Genomic DNA, 18,156 nt, shown 5'->3' on the forward strand with positions numbered 1-18,156 from the left:
TTTAATCGCAGACCTTAACATCATACGTTCTTAGCCAGTGATCAATCTGGCATAAATCAGCAATCAGCTGTGGTCCCGTCATCAACTGGCCGTACCATGGCTCAGTGAATTTGTTTCCTTCACTGTCGACAATCGTTTCAATTCGATCCCGCCTCACAAAATGAAACAATGGCGATTCAGTGTCCGCCAGTATGTCTTTCATCCAATTCACGACCTGACGCGTATATTCGGGCTGAAAGGTTTTAGGGTAGGGGCTTTTCTTTCGATATAAGACATCTTCCGGCAACAGACCTTCCAGTGCTTTGCGTAAGATACCTTTCTCTCTGCCATGTAAATTTTTCATATCCCATGGAATATTCCACACGTATTCGACGAGTTTATGGTCGGCAAAAGGCACTCGAACTTCAAGGCTGGCTCCCATACTCACCCGATCCTAACGATCTAATAATTGAGCCATAAACCATTGCATATTTAAGTGAAATAGTTCCCTTCGCCGTGTATCCTCTTTACTTTCCCCGGCTAAACGAGGTGTCTCACGCATGGTTTCCTTATAGCGATCCATCACATAGGATTTTAAATTGAGTTTGTGTTGCCATTCCGGCAGCAGTAAATCATTTTGCGCATCCAATGATGTCATCCAGGGGAACGTCTCTCTAGTTTGACTGGAAATGTCATGAAACCAAGGGTATCCTCCAAAAATTTCATCGGCACATTCGCCTGATAAACTGACGGTTGTATGCTCTTTGATTCGGCGGCAAAACCATAACAAGGACGAATCAATATCGGCCATGCCAGGCTGGTCACGCAGCTCCACCGACTCTTTTAATAAATCCACTAGCTCAAATCCGGTTATCGTTTCATGATGTTGATCCGTTTGGAAATGATCGGCCACTTTATCAATCCAATCCTGATCAGTGGAAGGCTGAAATGAACTGGCCTTGAAATAGCGATTATTCCCTTCATAATCAACTGAAAACGTCGTTAATGGTCCGCTCTCATTCGCTTTAAAATCGTTTGCTGCAATGGCAGTAATGGCACTTGAATCCAGACCGCCTGATAAGAATGCAGACACTGGAACATCCGCAACTAATTGCCGCTCGACTGCATCAACGAATAAACGCCGGATGTTTTCGGCTGTTTCATCTGCCGTGTCCGTGTGTTCATGGCTTTCCACATTCCAATAACGCCAAATGTTTAATCCCGCTTTTGAAAAGGTTAAGGCATGGCTTGGCCTGAGTTCCTTAATCCCTTTAAATATGCCATGCGCGGGTGTGCGTGATGGACCTAAACCAAAGATTTCCGCTAAGCCCGTATAATCGACTTCGGCATGGACATTATCATGTGCCAAAATCGCTTTTAATTCTGATCCAAATAGGAAACGTCCTTGAGATTCCAGAAAGAATAGTGGTTTAACACCAAGCCGATCACGTGCCATAAATAGCTGCTGTTCAGCCGAATCCCAAACACCAAAAGCATAGATGCCGTTTAAGTACCGGACACATGCTTCTTTCCATTCGATGTAGGCTGTCAGTAAAACTTCCGTATCCGATGACGTCGTAAATTGATGGCCCTTACTTTTGAGTTCCTGCCTTAATTCCTGTGTATTATATAATTCGCCATTGTAAACAAGTGTGTACGTTACGTTGTTATGTTCCTTGCTCATCGGCTGTTTTCCGCCGTCAGGATCGACCACGGCCAGTCTTTTGTGACCAAAGGCGGCGTGTTGACTCAGCCACACTTGCGAATCGTCCGGGCCTCTTGAAGTCAATGTATCCGCCATTTTTCTCAATGTTGCTTTTTCCGCTCTCACATCATTTTGCCAATTAATCATACCGGTAATGCCACACAAAACACTTCACCCTCTCCACAGTATTCCCCATGTTATGATATGCAGGAACCGGGATGGGTGTGACAAATAATAGATATTGCAGAGTGACGGGTTCCGATTCCTATTCACGAACTGAAGCAAGTCAGGGCATTTATTGATTTGGTAGCGGCCGGTTCATTCCATGGACCTCACCGCCAATCTTTGGTACGATGAATGAAACAAAAACACGAATTGGAAGGATGAAAAACAATAAACATGATGGATGCAGAAGAAATTATCTCTTTTATACAAAACAGTGAAAAATCGACGCCGGTAAAGGTACATATTAAAGGGGACCTGGATGGAGTTGATTTCGGCGAAAATACAAAGGCGTTCATTACCGGAAACACAGGGGTGCTTTTTGGGGAGTGGAAGGAAATCAAATCGGCGATTGAAGCAAACAAAGATAAAATAGAGGACCATGTGGTAGAAAACGACCGTCGCAACTCGGCGATCCCGCTGCTTGATCTAAAAGATGTGCCCGCGCGAATCGAACCAGGGGCGGTTATTCGCGATCAAGTGGAAATCGGTAAAAACTGTGTCATTATGATGGGGGCTTCTATTAATATCGGTTCTGTCATCGGCGAAGGAACGATGATCGACATGAACGTGGTTCTCGGCGGGCGAGCAACGGTTGGAAAAAACTGTCATATAGGTGCGGGCTCGGTGTTGGCCGGTGTTGTAGAACCACCTTCCGCCAAACCGGTCATTGTGGAGGATGAAGTCGTTGTCGGTGCGAATGCTGTGATTTTGGAAGGAGTTACCGTCGGAAAAGCTGCGGTCGTGGCTGCCGGTGCAGTGGTGACAGAAGATGTACCGGAAAATGCGGTCGTTGCGGGCGCCCCTGCACGCGTGATCAAGCGAATGGATGAACAAACCCGTGGCAAGACGGAGATCAAGCAGGAACTTCGGCAGTTGAAGGAAGATGAAAGGAGAGACTAACTGTGACAGACTGGCAGGAGCTTGACAAAGCTTATGTTATGCCGACGTACAGCCAATCAAAATTGCCGATTGCCGTCGAAAAAGGCGAGGGCAGCTATTTATACGACACAGAGGGAAACCGTTATCTCGACTTGTTTGGAGGACTGGCCGTGAATGTTCTTGGCCATTCTCATCCAGAGGTCGTTAAAACGTTGAAGGAACAGGGCGAAAAATTCCTGCACATTTCCAACATATATTTAAACCAGCCTGCCATTCAGTTGGCGAAAACACTTGTTGAACATTCAATCCGCGGGAAAGTGTTTTTTGCCAATTCGGGTGCAGAGGCAACGGAAGCTGCGGTCAAGCTGATTCATAAATGGAGAATGAAGCATGCACCGGAGCGAAACGGGATCGTTGTTCTGGAAAAAAGTTTCCACGGACGCACGCTTGGCGCATTGAAACTTACACGGCAGCCCGGTGTGCAGCAGGACTTTCCGCAGCCAGATTTTGAGGTCATCGAAGTTGAAAAAGAAAATTTAACAGAAATGGAAAAAGTAATCCAGGAGCATCAGCCGTTGGCGGTACTTATGGAACCCGTACTTGGTTCCGGCGGCATTTTCCCCCTTTCGGAAAGATATTTGCAAGAAGTGGAGAAACTTTGCCGCCAATATGAAGTGCTGTTTTGTATGGATGAAATTCAGACGGGTATGGGTCGAACCAGCAAACTGTTCGCTTACCAGCATGCCGGGGTGTGGCCCGATTTAATTTTATTTGCAAAAGGGATTGGCGGTGGTTTGCCGCTCGGCGGTATCATCGCAGGAGAAAAGCTGGAAAACAGTTTCAGCTCGGGGGATCATGGTACGACGTTTGCGCCGTCTCCACTTAGTGCGGCCCTCGGAAATACTGTCTTACGTGTTTTGCTTGATGAAGGACAGTTACAAGACGGGCGTGAAAGAGCCGTCTATTTATGGGACAAGTTGACGGACCTGAAAGAACAGTTTCCGGAAACCCTCGCCAGCATCCGCGGAAGGGGAATGATGATTGGCATTGTTTCGAAGAAAGATGCCGAGTTCGTCGCCGAATTAAGAAAAACCATGGTGGAAAAAGGTTTTTTGATTGATGTGACGCAGAAAACAATCATTCGGCTTTTACCGCCACTGACTTTGACGGAAGAGGAAATTGACACATTTATTGCGGCTTTGCAGCAAACGATCACGGAGTTGATATCGTTATGAAGTATGATTGGATCGAATTCCGCCGCCAACTGCATCAAATTCCCGAGCTCGGTTTTGAGGAAGTGAAGACACAGGCGTTATTGCTTAATAAGATCAGGCAGTTTCCGCAAAAGCATCTGGAGATACAAACGTGGCAGACGGGGATTTTTGTGAAAGTGAACGGAACCAATCCGTCAAAAACCATAGGTTGGCGTACCGATATGGATGGGCTGCCGATTACCGAGGAAACAGGCTTTGATTTCGTATCGCGTCATGAAGGAAAGATGCACGCCTGCGGGCATGATGTTCATATGAGTATTGCACTCGCGGTATTGGCACATTTTGCCCAACATCCTGCCCGGGATAACCTGCTGTTTCTATTTCAACCCGCTGAGGAAGGACCGGGCGGGGCATTGCCGATGATTGAAAGTATGCCGTTCAAAGAGTGGCGCCCGGATGAGCTGTACGCATTGCACATTGCGCCTGAGTATCCGGCAGGAACTGTAGCAACGAAGAAAGGCTTATTGTTTGCCAACACCTCGGAGCTTTTTATTGATTTGAAAGGCAAGGGCGGACATGCAGCCTATCCCCATACAGCCAATGACATGGTGGTTGCCGCCAGTTATCTCGTTACACAGTTGCAGACCATTGTCTCCAGAAACGTTGATCCGCTTGATTCAGCTGTTGTAACCATCGGAAAAATTACAGGCGGCACAAGACAAAATATCATTGCTGAAAAAGCCCGCATTGAAGGGACAATTCGTACGTTGTCGCAAGAATCGATGAAGCAAGTCAAACAGCGGATTGAAGCACTTGTTGGTGGAATTGAAGCCGGATTTTCCTGTGAAGCGGTCATTGATTATGGATCCAATTATCTTCAGGTGATCAATGATTCGGAGCTGACTCAAGATTTTATCCTTTTTTGTGAAACGTACCCGGACATGACGCTTCATATTTGTGATGAGGCAATGACTGGCGAAGATTTCGGTTATTTTTTAGATGAAATTCCCGGGACGATGTTTTGGCTGGGGGTTCATTCAGAATACGGCCTGCATTCCGCAAAATTAAACGCGGAGGAGGCGGCTATTCCGAAAGCTGTCGATTTTCTTACGGGATTTTTGACACACAAAGCCGATGGTGGGAATAATTGAAAAAAACGGTTGGACACATTAACGATTGAGCACAAAAACAGGAAGGTGATAGGGTGGCCAGAGTTTGCGTGGAACAATCGTTAATCGACGTTCAACAAGCCCTGAGGTAACGGGGGTTTGATGTAATGGCTACCAAATGAAAACGATACAGGCGAATGTGGTGATTACGGGCAAGATATTCAAAACGTGGCAACGCAAGAATTCGTAATTGAGGCACGAGGCTTGAGCGAGGGAGACATTTGCCAGGAAGTGGGGACCGAGATAACCCGGGATCCAAATCCACATTCCTTTACCCGTATATATACACATTACATGGGATGAACGTGACGGTATGCGAAGCGTTACACTCCCATCAAGTAAAGACCTTCACAAATTGTTACTGCTGGGCCCCTCATATACACTGAACCTTCATTTGCCCAAAGGATTTTCATGTCTCCGCCGAGCAAATGGACGGTGACTTCTTTACCTTGCTTTACATAATTGTTTAAAACGGCAGCGACGACGGCGGCACATGCTCCGGTTCCGCACGCCCGGGTAATGCCCGATCCGCGTTCCCACACACGGAATTGCAGTTCATGAGAGTTAACGACCTGAACGAATTCAACATTAAGACCTTCGGGAAACAGCCGATGATGATCAGACAAAACCGGTCCGTATGATTTCACGGGTGCCTCCTCAATATCATCGACAAAAAAAACTCCGTGCGGGTTTCCCATAGACACACCTGTCATTAACACAGTGTTCCCATCCACTTCAATGGGCACACCAACAAGGTCCTTTTCAGTTGTTCCGCCGGTCATTGGCAGGTCACTGCTTTTCAACTTCGGCGTTCCCATGTCCACTGTAACTTCATCGACTGTTCCGTTTACCACATGTACGTTGACTCGAACTAATCCGGATAACGTTTCAATGTGGAATGTCGTATTTTTAACCATCCCCTTTTCATAGACATATTTGGCAACACAGCGCAAGGCGTTGCCACAGTTTTTCGCCTCAGACCCGTCTTTGTTGAAAATACGCATTTTTACCTCGGCCGTCTCCGAGGGAGCCATAATAACCAAGCCGTCAGCACCAATGCCGGTATTTGGGTCAGATACGTTTTGAGCAAGTTCGGGCAAACGTTTCTCTGACAACGCTTGTTCAAAGCCGTTCACATAAATATAGGAATTTCCCAGTCCATGCATTTTTGTAAAGGATAATTGTGCTGGCATTTCTCTCACCTCTAAATATAAAGAAAACGCACTGCCCATGCAGTGCCACTAGATGTTCAATCATCGGATATTCTTAAAGTATACTCAATCCGCTTGTAATAAGTCAATGATAAAGCCCTAAAATAAAATTCAGCGCCGGGTTGCCCGATTGCGAAACCAGGGCGACTTCAGAATATTTTAGGAAAAAGAACAAAGTCGCTGTTGCGACCTCTTCCGTTCACGAGCCGAGGGTTACGATTTATCCTTGGCTTTTTCCTTCCCTTTTCGCATGGTTCAGTTGCAATTGAGACAACACATGTCCACTTAATCCGAAGGACAATTCACTTATAACAACCTGGTTCGGATGGACTCATTTCACTATTCGCTTTTGTTCTTCTTCAAATGCACGCAAATCGGGATATTGATAAGTTGAAAAGATGTGCGAACAACCAATGTCTAGCCTTCTGTGTTAATAAGAAAGGCAAAAGGAAATGGTGTTCCATGGATATATGTGAAAACTTGCGAAGGTAAAAAACATTATTATAAAAATATGAAATGATCGAAGGATTTCTCTTTTTCAAGAAAAGGGCGGTACTTCTGGAATAAAAGGCAGCGCCCAAATTGCCATTGTAAAGGCATTTAACGGAATAAATCCTTGTGAAATCTAAAAGGGGGAAGCTTATTTTATGAAATATATTCGGGGAATGTATGTATCACTTGTACTAATAATATTGGTTATTCTGGTAAATACAACGTTTTTTGATAGCGAATACTCAGGGATTGCCACATTTGCCTGTTTAGGTTTATTCATAATAGTGACTGCCTTTATAAATGCCAAACAGTTAAAAATCTCAAATGTGAAGAAGAATCTTAAATTAACGGGCGCGATTGTGAAGTAAAAAAGCCTAATTTCTCGATTACAACATTGAGGAATTAGGCTTTTTGGTTTTGTATGACGCTACTCCTTTATATAACAATACTTCCACTCTTAGCGTAGAATTTTTTTAAAAATGGCGTGACCCCTTCTAGGACTATTCTGTAACAGTTTCAACTTCCCAGTTTTCATTCACATAAAGCCCAAGAACCTTTAAAGATAATCCCCAGGTATTGATAGTTTCAACGGATTTTTTTATTTGTGTCCATTTTTCCTCTTTTGAAACAGGATTTCCCGCACAGCCATGGTGTCCTACAATCGCTATTACTCCTGATCCGTGAGCCTCATGTGAAACTTGAACCCTGGACTTAATCGATTGAATCTCCTGTTCCGTTCCCTCCAATAATAATTTGTTTGGCCCCGCTTCAGTGATCATGTCTATGTACTGTACTGAAAACTTTTCCTTCATCCATTCGATCACCGGCAGTTGGACTCTTCCGTCCATACAGTTAATCGCTGTAGCAAAATCTGACATAACTCTTCCTCCTGTGCTTTTAGTTAGGCTTTTTTGAAAGCTTACTTTAAGTATATCATTTACCGCATAAGGGAAGGTAGATTGTAAACGGACGAAAGTTATTTAGATTGATTCCAAGTATTCAAGAAAAGAGCGCGATTGTGGAATAACAGAAAACGATTTTATTGCGAAAGTGTACAATTAACATATTCGTGGCGGCAGACCCCCATAAAATAAGTACGACCGCCCATGTTTGCACGTGAGCGGCCGAATAGAGTAAAGCCCCAACAAGAGAGGCTAGGCGGCATGAAGAAAAATAAATCCCTCGGCGCCCGAGAAACGCATAGGAGGGGTTATTTTTTATGGTCAGACATCATGAACGCAATTAACATCCCAAAGGATATCATGGTTAACGCTCATCCATCGTTAAATAAGTATGAATTCGATTGAAGCATTTTTCAACTATCTCTTGCGGTGCTTTTCCTTTGAGGCCTGCTGACCTGGAACGCCAGTCCAACGTTCTTATTTGATCCGTGAGAATGACACCATACACCGGGAGGTCGTCTGGTAGTTCAATCTCAAATGGATAGCCTTTTTTCTCTTTCGTGATGGGGCAGACTGCGATGAATGCCCCTTGATTGAATAAGCTGGGTGACAGTACGATGGCCGGACGCATACCTCTTTGCTCATGCCCGGACTGCGGGCTGAAGTTAATATAAATTAAATCTCCTTGTTCCAATACCATTACCAAACTTCGTTCCCTTCCGGCTTACCCCAGTTAATCTCTTCGTGCTGGTTTTCCTTTGTGATCCCGGCCATTAATTCCTCCAAGGAAGGTTCTTTAGAAACTGGTTTTAATATAATACCTTGATTGTCTTCACTGATTTCCAGCTCGGAACCATTTACGATGTTATACTTTTTTGCTATCTTTTGGGGAATACGAACACCGATGCTGTTTCCCCACTTTTGAGCAGTTGTTGACATACGGCTCACTCCTTTATTCTTGTTTTGATTTGACTCCATTGTAACACGCCTTTCATTCCTTTGTATATATTAGTATATACATAAGTATGAAAAACGATACATGATTTTTATCATTTTTGCGCCCGTGCGAAAATACCGTCACGGGATGCGGTCCGGTTCAAAAATCATTGTTTGTTTTGGAATTAAAAAGCGTGGAGTGTACAATTATGATTTTCGTGGTATAATAACAGTAGAAGGTCATAAAATAATAACGACCGCCCATGTTGACACATGAGCGGCCGAATAGACCTAGCCCCGTCAAAGGGGGCGGCTCTTAGGAAGATAAACCTCCCGTTCCGAGCGTCCAACTCATTGGGGAGGTTTATTTATGTCTGTCAGACATAATGAATGCCACAAGCATTCCAAATGCAAACAGTAAGGTGAGCACCTGAAAAGTTGACATATATGCCTCACCCCCTTCCCCGTTATGACATGACCAATGTCTGCCTACGAGTAACAGAAGTGAGCCACCCTCCCATGAGAAGCCGATATATTATTCTTCTATTTTATCATACTTCCAGTAGATTATTCATCTGCATTTTAGTTATAGCGTTTCACAAAAAAAAGAACCGATAACCCTATTATCATAAGGCTACCGGCTTAGCATGAACCCGCATAATAGAACATCATATCTGCATAATCGATGGTTCGTGTGCTTGGAATATAGATCATATCGTCAGGTTGAATCACGGACTTTCCTGATCTTGGCGTGATGTTTTCACGCTGGATATGTTGCTCTAACTCGTGTATGGCAAGGTCTCTGTCTTCGCTGGATAAATAATCGAATTCCACATCGATTTCCAGTTCGGGAATTACGAAATAGGTATTATTTAGTTCGAAAGTCAACGTTTCTGGTTTCATTTGTCATCATCACTCCTAAATTTTTTCATGCGTTAATAAGTGAAACGTATAAAAACACAAGCACACCTGTGAACATGCAACGTAACTCCAATCCGTTTTGTTTTTCGGCATGTCTTCTTTAATCGAATTTTTGATAGATATGATTATTTTGGTGAATCCTGTATTCATGCGTGACCTCTCCTTGTACAAATAATCTCACGCGTTTCATTGGTTGCGGAACAGCCGTGGAGCAACGGGTTTTCTGGTTTTGATTTATCATTGATAACGCGTGACTATAAAAAAAGAACCGACAATCTCGTTAAAGGACTGTCGGTTTAATGGAGCACCGGGCGGTTCTATGTCACATAAGAGAAGGCACATCGTGAGTTCGTTATACGGTGAGGTGTTCGTGCAGGGATTGCAAATAAATCACGAAAAATCTTGTTATTTTGGATGATAGATAATACGATGTATGTTGGGTCTGAAATTTTTTCTTTTTTTCGCCCGAGTACATATATTTTTATTTAGAAAAAATGAATTGATGGGAAGGGATGGGTAGGTTGAATGCGAAAATTTAAAGTGCTGCTTTATTTTACAGCTCTGTTTTTAATTGCTTTGATTTTTACGGGTTGTCAAGATTCTGAGAGCGAAGAAGCGGATACCGAGCAAGACGGACCTGTCGTAAATTCTGAAACAGATGAGAATTCATCAGATACGGAAGAAGATGAATCAGAGTCCACAGCGGACACAGGTGATTCAGAGAAGAGCGATTCCAATAATAATTCATCAAACAAATTAGAAAACGATGAATCTAATATCTCCTCATCAGAAACGGAAGATGGATCTAAAGATGACGATGTTGATTTATCCAAATACTCCTCTGAAGAAATTGAATACGCAAGAATCTGGCACCAACTAGGCCCAAATCCGGAGATAGATAAATTATATGTCATAAAAAAACCTGCCGGTACGCCGCTTAGACCTAACCACGAAGATGTAAGTGCTACCTATCCTGAAGATGTGATTATGTTGAAGGGTACCCGCATCGTAGATGGGGCCGTCACTTATAGCGGGAATGGGGATGGTACCATTAATAGATATAAAGTACCTGTACGTTGGAATGAGGGGCTGGATGGTGAAACAGATAAAGAAGCCATAAAAAATGACACGGAACGTATTGTCGAAGACACAGAGAAAGTGGAAATTACAGCCTTTGCCAACGAAGAAATCATTAATTACATAGAAAAAATCGAAATGGATTAATAAAAAATAAAAAAGTGGCGGTCTTATTGAAGACAAATCGCCACTTTTTGTTTTGATTAAAGTTATGGAATTGCGTCCAGACATCGATTGTAATACATTTGACGCTCGGCTAAACCATTGTACCCGCCATTGACTCTATACGTCACTTCGGAAACGGAAGGGTTTGTATCACATAACGCATTCATGTTGTTATTATCCCACCAAAACCCGGCGCTTGTCTACGGATAATTGGCAGCAACATAATCAACGCCTATGTTTATTATGTCAGGGTCGCCGATTGCATTAGTTCCCAAATTAAGAAGTTTATGTAACAATTAGAAATAAAAAAGAAGGGGGAGAAAGCGAATGAAAAAGCTGTCCGCGATAATATTAATAGTATTATTATTTATTGGGGGAGTATCTTATGTTGTTTTATCATTAGATGAAGAAGCAGAAACAACTAGCCAAGAAAACCCAGAGTTTGTAGAGGATTTAGAATCACAAACCAAAATTAATAGCGAAACAATTCCGGAAGATTGGACACAAGAACGCTTTAACGAAACTAAAGACAATTTTGGGAGTATGACAATGATCGAGGATGTTAAAAGAGAAATTGTTCAGATGACTTCTCAAAAAATTGAATCAAAGAGGGTCAGAGAATTGAAAGGTAATGACGCCCCGACCTTTCCTTTTACACCGGTATATCCTTCTCAATTGGGAGAATTTGAAGCCCCATCAGATTATGCAGCTTTAACAGAAGATAATATAGTATATTTAAAAAATTACATTGAGGGCTTAGAATTAGATGCAGAAACGACTGAATACTTCCAAGAATTCTTAAATGAGTGGAAAACTGGAGACTTTAGTAATTTAATTGAACTTCATAAAACCTTTCTGCTTGAGGTGTCCAACCCACCTGAAGAGCTACGAGACTACTTAGAAGTAGATGATTACCGTTTGGCCACTGAAGAAGAAGAACAAGCATTTCTCGAACATTATGATTTAATTAATCAGTAGTGAAACATCATACTTTATTGTTTTATCTTGGTCAACGCGTTTTCAATTTTTTGGACGATTTCGTATGATTAAACCTGTATCATTTCCTTAACTTTCTTTTTATAAACGATTGATAATTCATAATTTGTTCTTCATTCATGTTGTCAGGTTCTTTTTTTATTGTGATTGCAGCTAGATCTGTAAAGTATAGGAAATAGCGCTCCTCATCTTCTGCGAGTCTTTCTAATTCATCCCATCGAAACTTTTCAGTTAAATTATGGGACTCTTTGATTAATTCTTCTTCTGATAATCTCAAAGTGAAGGCGCCTATTTTGTGTTTGTGTTGTTTAATAATATCTTTTTTATAGCGAGTTAGAATGGCGTGCTCGTAAGACTTCCATATCAGAGGAATGAGAATTAAACACAAAATAAACCCAAAAATAACAAAATGTGTTGAATATCCAGCCATTATTAAAACAAACATAACCAATGAAATTGATACGATTATCTGCATCACCCTACCCTTTTTATGGAATTTAGTGTTGTTTACAGCATTCCTTTGCTGAGCGATTAAATCTTCATCAAAGATATTGAATGTAGCAATCAAAGGGATCTTCTCCTTTTTGTTCACTTAGTTCAATATTTACAATTTTACCATAAAAGACAGGGATCATGTGCAGAATATTATTTCTGAAAAATATATTTTCCAACTGAGAAAAAAGTATTAGATAAGCTCTTGATACCACTAAGAGGTTTAGTTCGACCAAAGAGTCATCTATTTTTTTAAAAGGTTTAAAACAAAACACCGGTGCGGAATTCCGCATCGGTGTTTAAGAATCTAATTTTCTTCAGGTTCATTGAACTACAACATTGCTCACAGTAAGGCGAGCCGCTCAGCAGCTTGATTACTTTGTGAGTTCTATTGAAATAGAAAAATTTATGATTCAAGGTGGACAACCTCTCACGATCGATACGGATGGCGATCAGAATGAAGTAATCACCCCTGCTAATGCATTCATGCAATTGGTGGGTGAAGTGAAGTATCTCCAGGAGGCAGTGGTTTCAACCAGAGGATGAATTTCTTAAATACATAAAAAGTTAAAAACGCGAAATTCTTGTTCCACTGTACCCACCTTTTGCCCTCCAACCACAAAACATCAAGGAATCCTAAGTAATTCTAAGGATGAAAGAGCTATTAAGAGGACAAATGTCCTGAATGTAACTATTTAATTTAAATGATGAAGAGATAAAATTACTAAAAGAAAGCAGTAGAAACTAAAAGTGTTTATTTAATGAATGATTAAGTGGTGAACCTCATATCGTTGGAACAAACTCTACTGAAGTATTTTTGGGTGGCAAAATATTATAGGTATTCCAAGCTTTCACCTGAATGTCAAGAATCAGTGGAAGCAAGTATTGGGACACTTGGGAAAATGTGTTCCAGACATACCTGCAATAAATAATAACCCTATTCCAATGTAATAAAATAAGGAAGAATCGTTAACTCTGATGTATTCAGCAAACCCTAATTATAACAAATTGTATTAAAATTTAGAGTTATTTTCACATTGATACACCTGTTACAAGATAGAAAAATTATTATTCTTTAGAAAACGGATAATATCTATTACAATATACATAGTTTATAAAGCAAGGTAGGCGGTGTCGTAAATGGAAGTGAACATAGAGCAATTGGATTTAGAGAAATTAAGTCCGAAGATTGAACACCTTGATAAGAGAAGTGTTGTGGAAGTAATAAATAAATATTACGAAGGTGTTTCCGTTACACAACTCAAGGAAGAGTATGATATAAATGTTTCAGCTTCACAATTTGTTAGTGTCTTTCCCAAAAAAAATAACTGAAGATCAGTGTGAATATTGTGACGCTAAATTGGTGCAGGACTGGAGAGCAAAAAATAGTTTTCGCTTAGGACAGAATAGACCCTACTGTCCAATTTGTAGCCACGAGAATCATGATCAATGCAAGTGTAGCACATGTGAGGAGCAGCGAAGAGAGGCTTTAATTAAGGAAGAGAATAGAAAGAAGAATCTAATTCGAGAGCATTATAATCAAAAGAATTATGAAAAAAAGCTAGAAGAAAATTTGTCACTCGAAGACAAACTTTTCTTGTCTGTATTAATTAGGGGTGGACTTGATGAAAATCTAGGTCATATAGTGCCTATATGGACTTTAGATAATAAACTAACTCCTTCTAATAGTTTCACAATTGAATTAATTAAAACTCTAGCTGGTAGGGGGCTAATAGTACCTCATTCAAATTCTTCCATTGAAGCTTTTGTGGATGATGAAACTTTTCCAGGCACATATTACGTTGATAGAGTATTGTATAGAATAAATATAAATTCATTGGATAATAATTATCATAATATGATTGAACGTTTAATGTATCCTTCACAAGGAGAATTTGAAGCAGATAAAGATTTCTGTTTCAATATGTGGAAAAAGATTGCTTTAAATGAGTCGATAGAATATCTTTTGTATAGTTTCAATAAAGTAGGTTTTGACTTTAATCCGGGAGAAAAAACACATAAAGTTTTTGAAAATTTATTAAATCACTATTCAGTTGCTCAAGTATACAGCATTATATATAGAGCTGTTGCAAACAGTACGAAATTATACCAAGAGAAAAAAATGCCTAAAAAAAGAGCAGCTAATGCAGTGATTACATCTTGTGAGAACTTTGGAGAAAGAGCTATTGCGGAGGGCTGGAAATTATCAAAGTTTCGCAGGGATTATAATTTGCCGGAGACGGTAATAAGTAAAGTGTTTTTTACGTCCATTCTCAAAATAGCCTATATAGGATTTGAGGAAAAACCGACACCAAATATTTAAGTCATTGTGATTATTAATTAAAATGCTCATGTTTGTGCTTGGAATCAGCTATTTATATTTATGACTGGAAATTTAAAACGTTGATTTCATAGGATTTTTAGCTTTGATTTTTGTATGTTTAAATGCTTAAAACACGGTCGGCATGATGTGATCACGCTCCCACGCCTGAAATGACAGGGGTTGTCTCGGCTCAAAACTAAAATGTCACAAGAATGTACAATATAGTTTGAAAGTTAATGTGGAAAGGACGTTTTTCGTAGAAGTGTTTTACTTTTACGGCAGCGTCTTTTTTCATTTTTGGCTATATAGTATAGATTATAGTCGTTTGCAGTTCACCATGGGCTACCTGTTCCATAGCTATTCCGGGGTCGACACCGACTTCAGCCAACATGCTTATATCGTGTGCCTGAAGATATGAGGCGTTAATTTCTTTTCAATTTTTGTGTGTTCCAGAAGACTTGTCAACCTGGTCAATATGTTGCATGCAAACAGCGGTGCTGAAGAACGGATTGATGTTTATATTATCACTGATGTCTTAAAAATATCGACAAACAGACATGTGGTTATTGTAGTTTGACAAAATACCTGTTGGGGTATAAACTAAGAGTAGTCCTTCTGAAGAAAGGAAATTATGATAGCATCAAACACTTTCATAACTTTATTTGTAAAGACTTTTCTATCGCAGGATTGTCCCGGTTATTGGAACACTGGAAATATGATTTTAAATTCGATATTATATAGAAGCAATGATTTATTTTGTCAACGTCCAGGGATATATTCATGAAATACCGTCCGATTATTAGATGTGTATATTGTATTGCTTCCATTGATGTGGAATTAATGAAAGGAGTGACAATCGAATGCAATTTGAAGCAGACGTTAAAAACCGCGTTAAACGTATAGAAGGACAAGTCCGAGGGCTAGAGAAAATGATGGAAGAAGAAAAGGATTGCCGTGATGTTGTGACACAGATGACGGCTGTCCGAAATGCACTGGATCGCACGGTTGCGGTAATTGTGAGTCAGAATCTTGAGCAGTGTATCCGTGAAGAGAAACAAAACGGTGAAAACTCTGAGGATCTAGTTAAAGAGGCAGTCAATCTGCTTGTCAAAAGCAGATAAAAAAATAGCTGACAAATTGACCGTACATCTTCTAATCGACAAGATAGGTTAAGTCAAATAAATTGTACTAACCTTTTTTTATTGCACATTTTAATACCCGTACCGGTACATGTATATTAGAAACTTTTAGAAAAGGAAAGTGGTCAAAATCAACTATTGTTTTACTCAGCGGTAATTAAGATAAAGCAATGACAGCCTATTTTTTAATTAATTTATACCCCTACCGGTAAATGGTGTTATAGATTATAGTTTGCATACGGTAGAGTGAAATGTCAGCAATATAATACACAAGGAGGCTAACCTTTGAAACAAATAACGACCAAGGAACTCGAGAAGAAAATGAAAAACAACGAAAATGTCAATATTATTGATGTCCGTGAAGATGATGAGGTTGCACAAGGTAAAATTCCTGGTGCGAAACATATTCCATTGGGAGAGGTTTCTGATCGTCTTGACGAAATTGACAAAGACAAACACTATTATATGGTTTGTCGTTCTGGTGGAAGAAGCGGCAAAGCAAGTGAATTTCTGAAAGCTCAAGGCTATGATGTGACCAATGTAGATGGTGGCATGCTGGCCTGGAATGAATACGTAGAGAAGTAAATGGAAGTTAAGAATGCGGAAAATATTGTACCGGACATGTTCTAATGGGACGGACCAACTGCAAAATCAAACAACTATTTGGAGGAATTAACAATGGAAAACAATACACGCGTAGCAATTATTGCAGCTAATGGGGGTTTGTTTGATGCGTATAAAGTATTTAACATTGCGACCGCTGCTGCAGCATCCGATAAAGAGGTTGGCATATTCTTCACGTTTGAAGGGCTTAACCTGATTCATAAAGAAGCGCACAAGAATCTGCCGCTGCCTGAAGGAAAGGAACATTTTCAGGAAGGATTTGAAAAAGCCAATGTCCCTTCAATCAGTGAACTGCTGGGCATGGCACAGGAAATGGGCGTTAAAATGATTGGCTGTCAAATGACGATGGATGTCATGAATCTCGAAAAAGATAATTTTGTTGATGGCATAGAAGTTGGCGGAGCGGCATCATTTATTGAATTCGCCAAAGATGCTGATATCTCACTGACATTTTAATGAAGATTTTTTGAAGGAGGCTGGATAATGTCACAATCTATTACAACCGGGCAACTCGCAAGGCGCGTTGTCAATCGTGAAAAAACATTGATTCTCGACGTGCGGAACACGGATGAGTTCGATGATTGGAAAATTGAAGGCGACAGTATTGAGGTTATGAATGAGCCGTATTTTAACCTAATCGATGGCGTTGGTCCTGTTTCCGAAAAACTGAATAAGGATCAGGAAATCATTATTGTCTGTGCTAAAGGCAATTCATCAAAAATGGTAGCTGAATTGATGGAAGAAGAAGGGTTTACTAATGTTTACGATTTGGAAGGCGGTATGAAAGCCTGGAGTGAACATCTTGAGCCAGTTAAACTAGCTGACTTGGATGGTGGCGGCAGTCTGTACCAGTTTGTCCGTCTTGGTAAAGGATGCCTATCCTATATGGTCGTTTCAGAAAATGAAGCTGCGGTTATCGACGCCAATCGTATGACAAATATATATGAGAGGTTTGCTGAAGAGAAAGGTGCCACGATTAAGCATTCCATCGACACACATCTTCATGCTGATCATATTTCAGGTGGCCGTCAACTTGCTAACAATACAGGCGGAACCTATCACCTGCCGCCTAAAGATGCTGGGGAGGTCACATTTGACTATGCATCACTGGAAGAAGGCAGTGGTATAACAGTCGGCAGTACAACTGTAAAGGTGCAGCCGATCTATTCACCTGGACACACAGTAGGAAGCACATCCTTGATTATTGATAATCAATACCTGTTGACCGGTGATATTCTGTTCGTCAAATCCATCGGCCGTCCGGACCTGGCCGGCAAGGCAGACGATTGGGTGGGCGATCTCCGCGATACACTTTACAACCGTTACAAAGAGCTGTCTGACGACCTGGTTGTGCTGCCTGCGCACTACTCATTCGTTGAAGAATTGACTGATGACGGCAGTGTCAAAGCACGTCTGGGGGATCTGTATCAGCGTAACTCAGGCCTGCAGGTGGATGATGAAAATGAATTCCGGAAGATGGTTACCGAGAACTTACCGCCACAGCCTAATGAGTATGAAAATATACGCCAGACCAATATGGGTAAAATGAATCCGGAAGACGAAAAACAACGCGAAATGGAAATTGGTCCAAACCGTTGTGCAGTGCACGGATAAGATTCTGGCTGGATTCTTTCAAAACTGAAGAGAGAAGACCTCTGTGTAAAATTGATAGCTCTAAATTAGTGGTTGTCATATATGAAGTTTTCT

18 protein-coding genes and 1 pseudogene are annotated in these 18,156 nt (G+C 41.0%); 12 read left to right on the forward strand and 7 right to left on the reverse strand.

Features of this window, described 5'->3' with window-relative positions; genetic code table 11:
* Position 1 precedes the first annotated feature (1 nt).
* Positions 2 to 1,849: pseudogene (asnB, locus tag Len3610_RS19185) on the reverse strand (asparagine synthase (glutamine-hydrolyzing)).
* Positions 1,850 to 2,077: 228 nt separating this feature from the next.
* Between asnB and dapD the strand changes: the two are divergent.
* Genes dapD through Len3610_RS19200 form a run of 3 tightly spaced genes read left to right on the forward strand, consistent with a single transcriptional unit; the run spans position 2,078 to position 5,153 of the window.
* Entirely contained in the window at positions 2,078 to 2,809 is a 732-nt protein-coding gene (gene dapD / locus Len3610_RS19190) for a 2,3,4,5-tetrahydropyridine-2,6-dicarboxylate N-acetyltransferase (protein ID WP_176449750.1), read from the forward strand.
* Between the two features lie 2 nt (positions 2,810 to 2,811).
* Positions 2,812 to 4,023, forward strand: coding sequence for an aspartate aminotransferase family protein (locus Len3610_RS19195; RefSeq protein WP_255259692.1), 1,212 nt, complete (start codon positions 2,812 to 2,814; stop codon positions 4,021 to 4,023).
* Positions 4,020 to 5,153: an N-acetyldiaminopimelate deacetylase gene (locus tag Len3610_RS19200; RefSeq protein WP_176449332.1), complete on the forward strand. Its 1,134-nt coding sequence runs from the start codon at positions 4,020 to 4,022 to the stop codon at positions 5,151 to 5,153. The genes Len3610_RS19195 and Len3610_RS19200 overlap by 4 nt, the downstream gene beginning before the upstream one ends.
* A 341-nt stretch (positions 5,154 to 5,494) precedes the next feature.
* On the opposite strand, the gene dapF is transcribed toward Len3610_RS19200, so the two are convergent.
* Positions 5,495 to 6,364, reverse strand: a complete 870-nt coding sequence (gene dapF, locus Len3610_RS19205) for a diaminopimelate epimerase (protein WP_255259693.1) — start codon at positions 6,362 to 6,364, stop codon at positions 5,495 to 5,497.
* A gap of 381 nt (positions 6,365 to 6,745) precedes the next feature.
* On the opposite strand from dapF, the gene Len3610_RS22025 reads away from it, so the two are divergent.
* Positions 6,746 to 6,874 (forward strand): CGNR zinc finger domain-containing protein, encoded by a 129-nt coding sequence (locus Len3610_RS22025; RefSeq protein ID WP_369693608.1) that lies wholly within the window; start codon positions 6,746 to 6,748, stop codon positions 6,872 to 6,874.
* 500 nt (positions 6,875 to 7,374) lie between these two features.
* Here the strand turns inward: Len3610_RS22025 and Len3610_RS19215 are convergent, their stop codons facing one another.
* The 4 genes from Len3610_RS19215 to Len3610_RS19230 all read right to left on the reverse strand — a co-directional run bounded on the left by Len3610_RS19215 (position 7,375) and on the right by Len3610_RS19230 (position 9,615).
* Positions 7,375 to 7,752 (reverse strand): carbonic anhydrase, encoded by a 378-nt coding sequence (locus Len3610_RS19215; RefSeq protein ID WP_176449335.1) that lies wholly within the window; start codon positions 7,750 to 7,752, stop codon positions 7,375 to 7,377.
* Between the two features lie 388 nt (positions 7,753 to 8,140).
* Positions 8,141 to 8,476 carry a type II toxin-antitoxin system PemK/MazF family toxin gene (locus tag Len3610_RS19220; RefSeq protein ID WP_176449752.1) on the reverse strand — a complete coding sequence of 112 codons (336 nt, stop codon included), beginning with the start codon at positions 8,474 to 8,476 and terminating at the stop codon, positions 8,141 to 8,143.
* Positions 8,476 to 8,715 carry an AbrB/MazE/SpoVT family DNA-binding domain-containing protein gene (locus Len3610_RS19225; protein ID WP_176449336.1) on the reverse strand — a complete coding sequence of 80 codons (240 nt, stop codon included), beginning with the start codon at positions 8,713 to 8,715 and terminating at the stop codon, positions 8,476 to 8,478. Before Len3610_RS19225 ends, Len3610_RS19220 begins: the two co-directional genes overlap by 1 nt.
* 639 nt (positions 8,716 to 9,354) lie before the next feature.
* Positions 9,355 to 9,615: a hypothetical protein gene (locus Len3610_RS19230; RefSeq protein ID WP_176449337.1), complete on the reverse strand. Its 261-nt coding sequence runs from the start codon at positions 9,613 to 9,615 to the stop codon at positions 9,355 to 9,357.
* A 543-nt stretch (positions 9,616 to 10,158) separates the two neighbouring features.
* Between Len3610_RS19230 and Len3610_RS19235 the strand changes: the two genes are divergently transcribed.
* The gene (locus Len3610_RS19235; protein WP_176449338.1) at positions 10,159 to 10,857 is read left to right on the forward strand and encodes a hypothetical protein; all 699 of its coding nucleotides are present in this window, start codon (positions 10,159 to 10,161) and stop codon (positions 10,855 to 10,857) included.
* Positions 10,858 to 11,202: 345 nt separating this feature from the next.
* Positions 11,203 to 11,853, forward strand: coding sequence for a DUF6241 domain-containing protein (locus tag Len3610_RS19240; RefSeq protein WP_176449339.1), 651 nt, complete (start codon positions 11,203 to 11,205; stop codon positions 11,851 to 11,853).
* Between the two features lie 79 nt (positions 11,854 to 11,932).
* On the opposite strand, the gene Len3610_RS19245 is transcribed toward Len3610_RS19240, so the two are convergent.
* Positions 11,933 to 12,439, reverse strand: coding sequence for a YcxB family protein (locus Len3610_RS19245; protein WP_176449340.1), 507 nt, complete (start codon positions 12,437 to 12,439; stop codon positions 11,933 to 11,935).
* A gap of 1,064 nt (positions 12,440 to 13,503) precedes the next feature.
* Between Len3610_RS19245 and Len3610_RS19250 the strand changes: the two genes are divergently transcribed.
* The 6 genes from Len3610_RS19250 to Len3610_RS19275 all read left to right on the forward strand — a co-directional run bounded on the left by Len3610_RS19250 (position 13,504) and on the right by Len3610_RS19275 (position 18,063).
* Entirely contained in the window at positions 13,504 to 13,695 is a 192-nt protein-coding gene (locus tag Len3610_RS19250; protein WP_176449341.1) for a hypothetical protein, read from the forward strand.
* Positions 13,646 to 14,686, forward strand: a complete 1,041-nt coding sequence (locus Len3610_RS19255; protein WP_176449342.1) for a hypothetical protein — start codon at positions 13,646 to 13,648, stop codon at positions 14,684 to 14,686. The genes Len3610_RS19250 and Len3610_RS19255 overlap by 50 nt, the downstream gene beginning before the upstream one ends.
* An 860-nt stretch (positions 14,687 to 15,546) precedes the next feature.
* Positions 15,547 to 15,807, forward strand: coding sequence for a metal-sensitive transcriptional regulator (locus tag Len3610_RS19260; RefSeq protein ID WP_176449343.1), 261 nt, complete (start codon positions 15,547 to 15,549; stop codon positions 15,805 to 15,807).
* A gap of 303 nt (positions 15,808 to 16,110) precedes the next feature.
* Positions 16,111 to 16,410, forward strand: coding sequence for a rhodanese-like domain-containing protein (locus Len3610_RS19265; RefSeq protein WP_176449344.1), 300 nt, complete (start codon positions 16,111 to 16,113; stop codon positions 16,408 to 16,410).
* A 93-nt stretch (positions 16,411 to 16,503) separates the two neighbouring features.
* The gene (locus Len3610_RS19270) at positions 16,504 to 16,905 is read left to right on the forward strand and encodes a DsrE/DsrF/DrsH-like family protein (protein WP_176449345.1); all 402 of its coding nucleotides are present in this window, start codon (positions 16,504 to 16,506) and stop codon (positions 16,903 to 16,905) included.
* A 27-nt stretch (positions 16,906 to 16,932) separates the two neighbouring features.
* Positions 16,933 to 18,063 (forward strand): MBL fold metallo-hydrolase, encoded by a 1,131-nt coding sequence (locus Len3610_RS19275; RefSeq protein ID WP_176449346.1) that lies wholly within the window; start codon positions 16,933 to 16,935, stop codon positions 18,061 to 18,063.
* The last annotated feature ends 93 nt before the right edge of the window (positions 18,064 to 18,156 follow it).

Source organism: Lentibacillus sp. CBA3610 (assembly GCF_013373365.1).
Lineage (GTDB): Bacteria > Bacillota > Bacilli > Bacillales > Amphibacillaceae > Lentibacillus.

Excerpts from the sequence above, each read along its gene's own strand:
- Len3610_RS19240 (WP_176449339.1), top strand. The coding sequence starts at position 11,203 with ATGAAAAAGCTGTCCGCGATAATATTAATAGTATTATTATTTATTGGG.
- Len3610_RS19220 (WP_176449752.1), bottom strand. The coding sequence starts at position 8,476 with ATGGTATTGGAACAAGGAGATTTAATTTATATTAACTTCAGCCCGCAG.
- Len3610_RS19215 (WP_176449335.1), bottom strand. The coding sequence starts at position 7,752 with ATGTCAGATTTTGCTACAGCGATTAACTGTATGGACGGAAGAGTCCAA.
- Len3610_RS19255 (WP_176449342.1), top strand. The coding sequence starts at position 13,646 with ATGTTTCAGCTTCACAATTTGTTAGTGTCTTTCCCAAAAAAAATAACT.
- Len3610_RS19250 (WP_176449341.1), top strand. The coding sequence starts at position 13,504 with ATGGAAGTGAACATAGAGCAATTGGATTTAGAGAAATTAAGTCCGAAG.
- Len3610_RS19260 (WP_176449343.1), top strand. The coding sequence starts at position 15,547 with ATGCAATTTGAAGCAGACGTTAAAAACCGCGTTAAACGTATAGAAGGA.
- Len3610_RS22025 (WP_369693608.1), top strand. The coding sequence starts at position 6,746 with ATGCACGCAAATCGGGATATTGATAAGTTGAAAAGATGTGCGAACAAC.
- Len3610_RS19270 (WP_176449345.1), top strand. The coding sequence starts at position 16,504 with ATGGAAAACAATACACGCGTAGCAATTATTGCAGCTAATGGGGGTTTG.
- Len3610_RS19235 (WP_176449338.1), top strand. The coding sequence starts at position 10,159 with ATGCGAAAATTTAAAGTGCTGCTTTATTTTACAGCTCTGTTTTTAATT.
- Len3610_RS19275 (WP_176449346.1), top strand. The coding sequence starts at position 16,933 with ATGTCACAATCTATTACAACCGGGCAACTCGCAAGGCGCGTTGTCAAT.
- Len3610_RS19225 (WP_176449336.1), bottom strand. The coding sequence starts at position 8,715 with ATGTCAACAACTGCTCAAAAGTGGGGAAACAGCATCGGTGTTCGTATT.
- dapF (WP_255259693.1), bottom strand. The coding sequence starts at position 6,364 with ATGCCAGCACAATTATCCTTTACAAAAATGCATGGACTGGGAAATTCC.
- Len3610_RS19200 (WP_176449332.1), top strand. The coding sequence starts at position 4,020 with ATGAAGTATGATTGGATCGAATTCCGCCGCCAACTGCATCAAATTCCC.
- Len3610_RS19230 (WP_176449337.1), bottom strand. The coding sequence starts at position 9,615 with ATGAAACCAGAAACGTTGACTTTCGAACTAAATAATACCTATTTCGTA.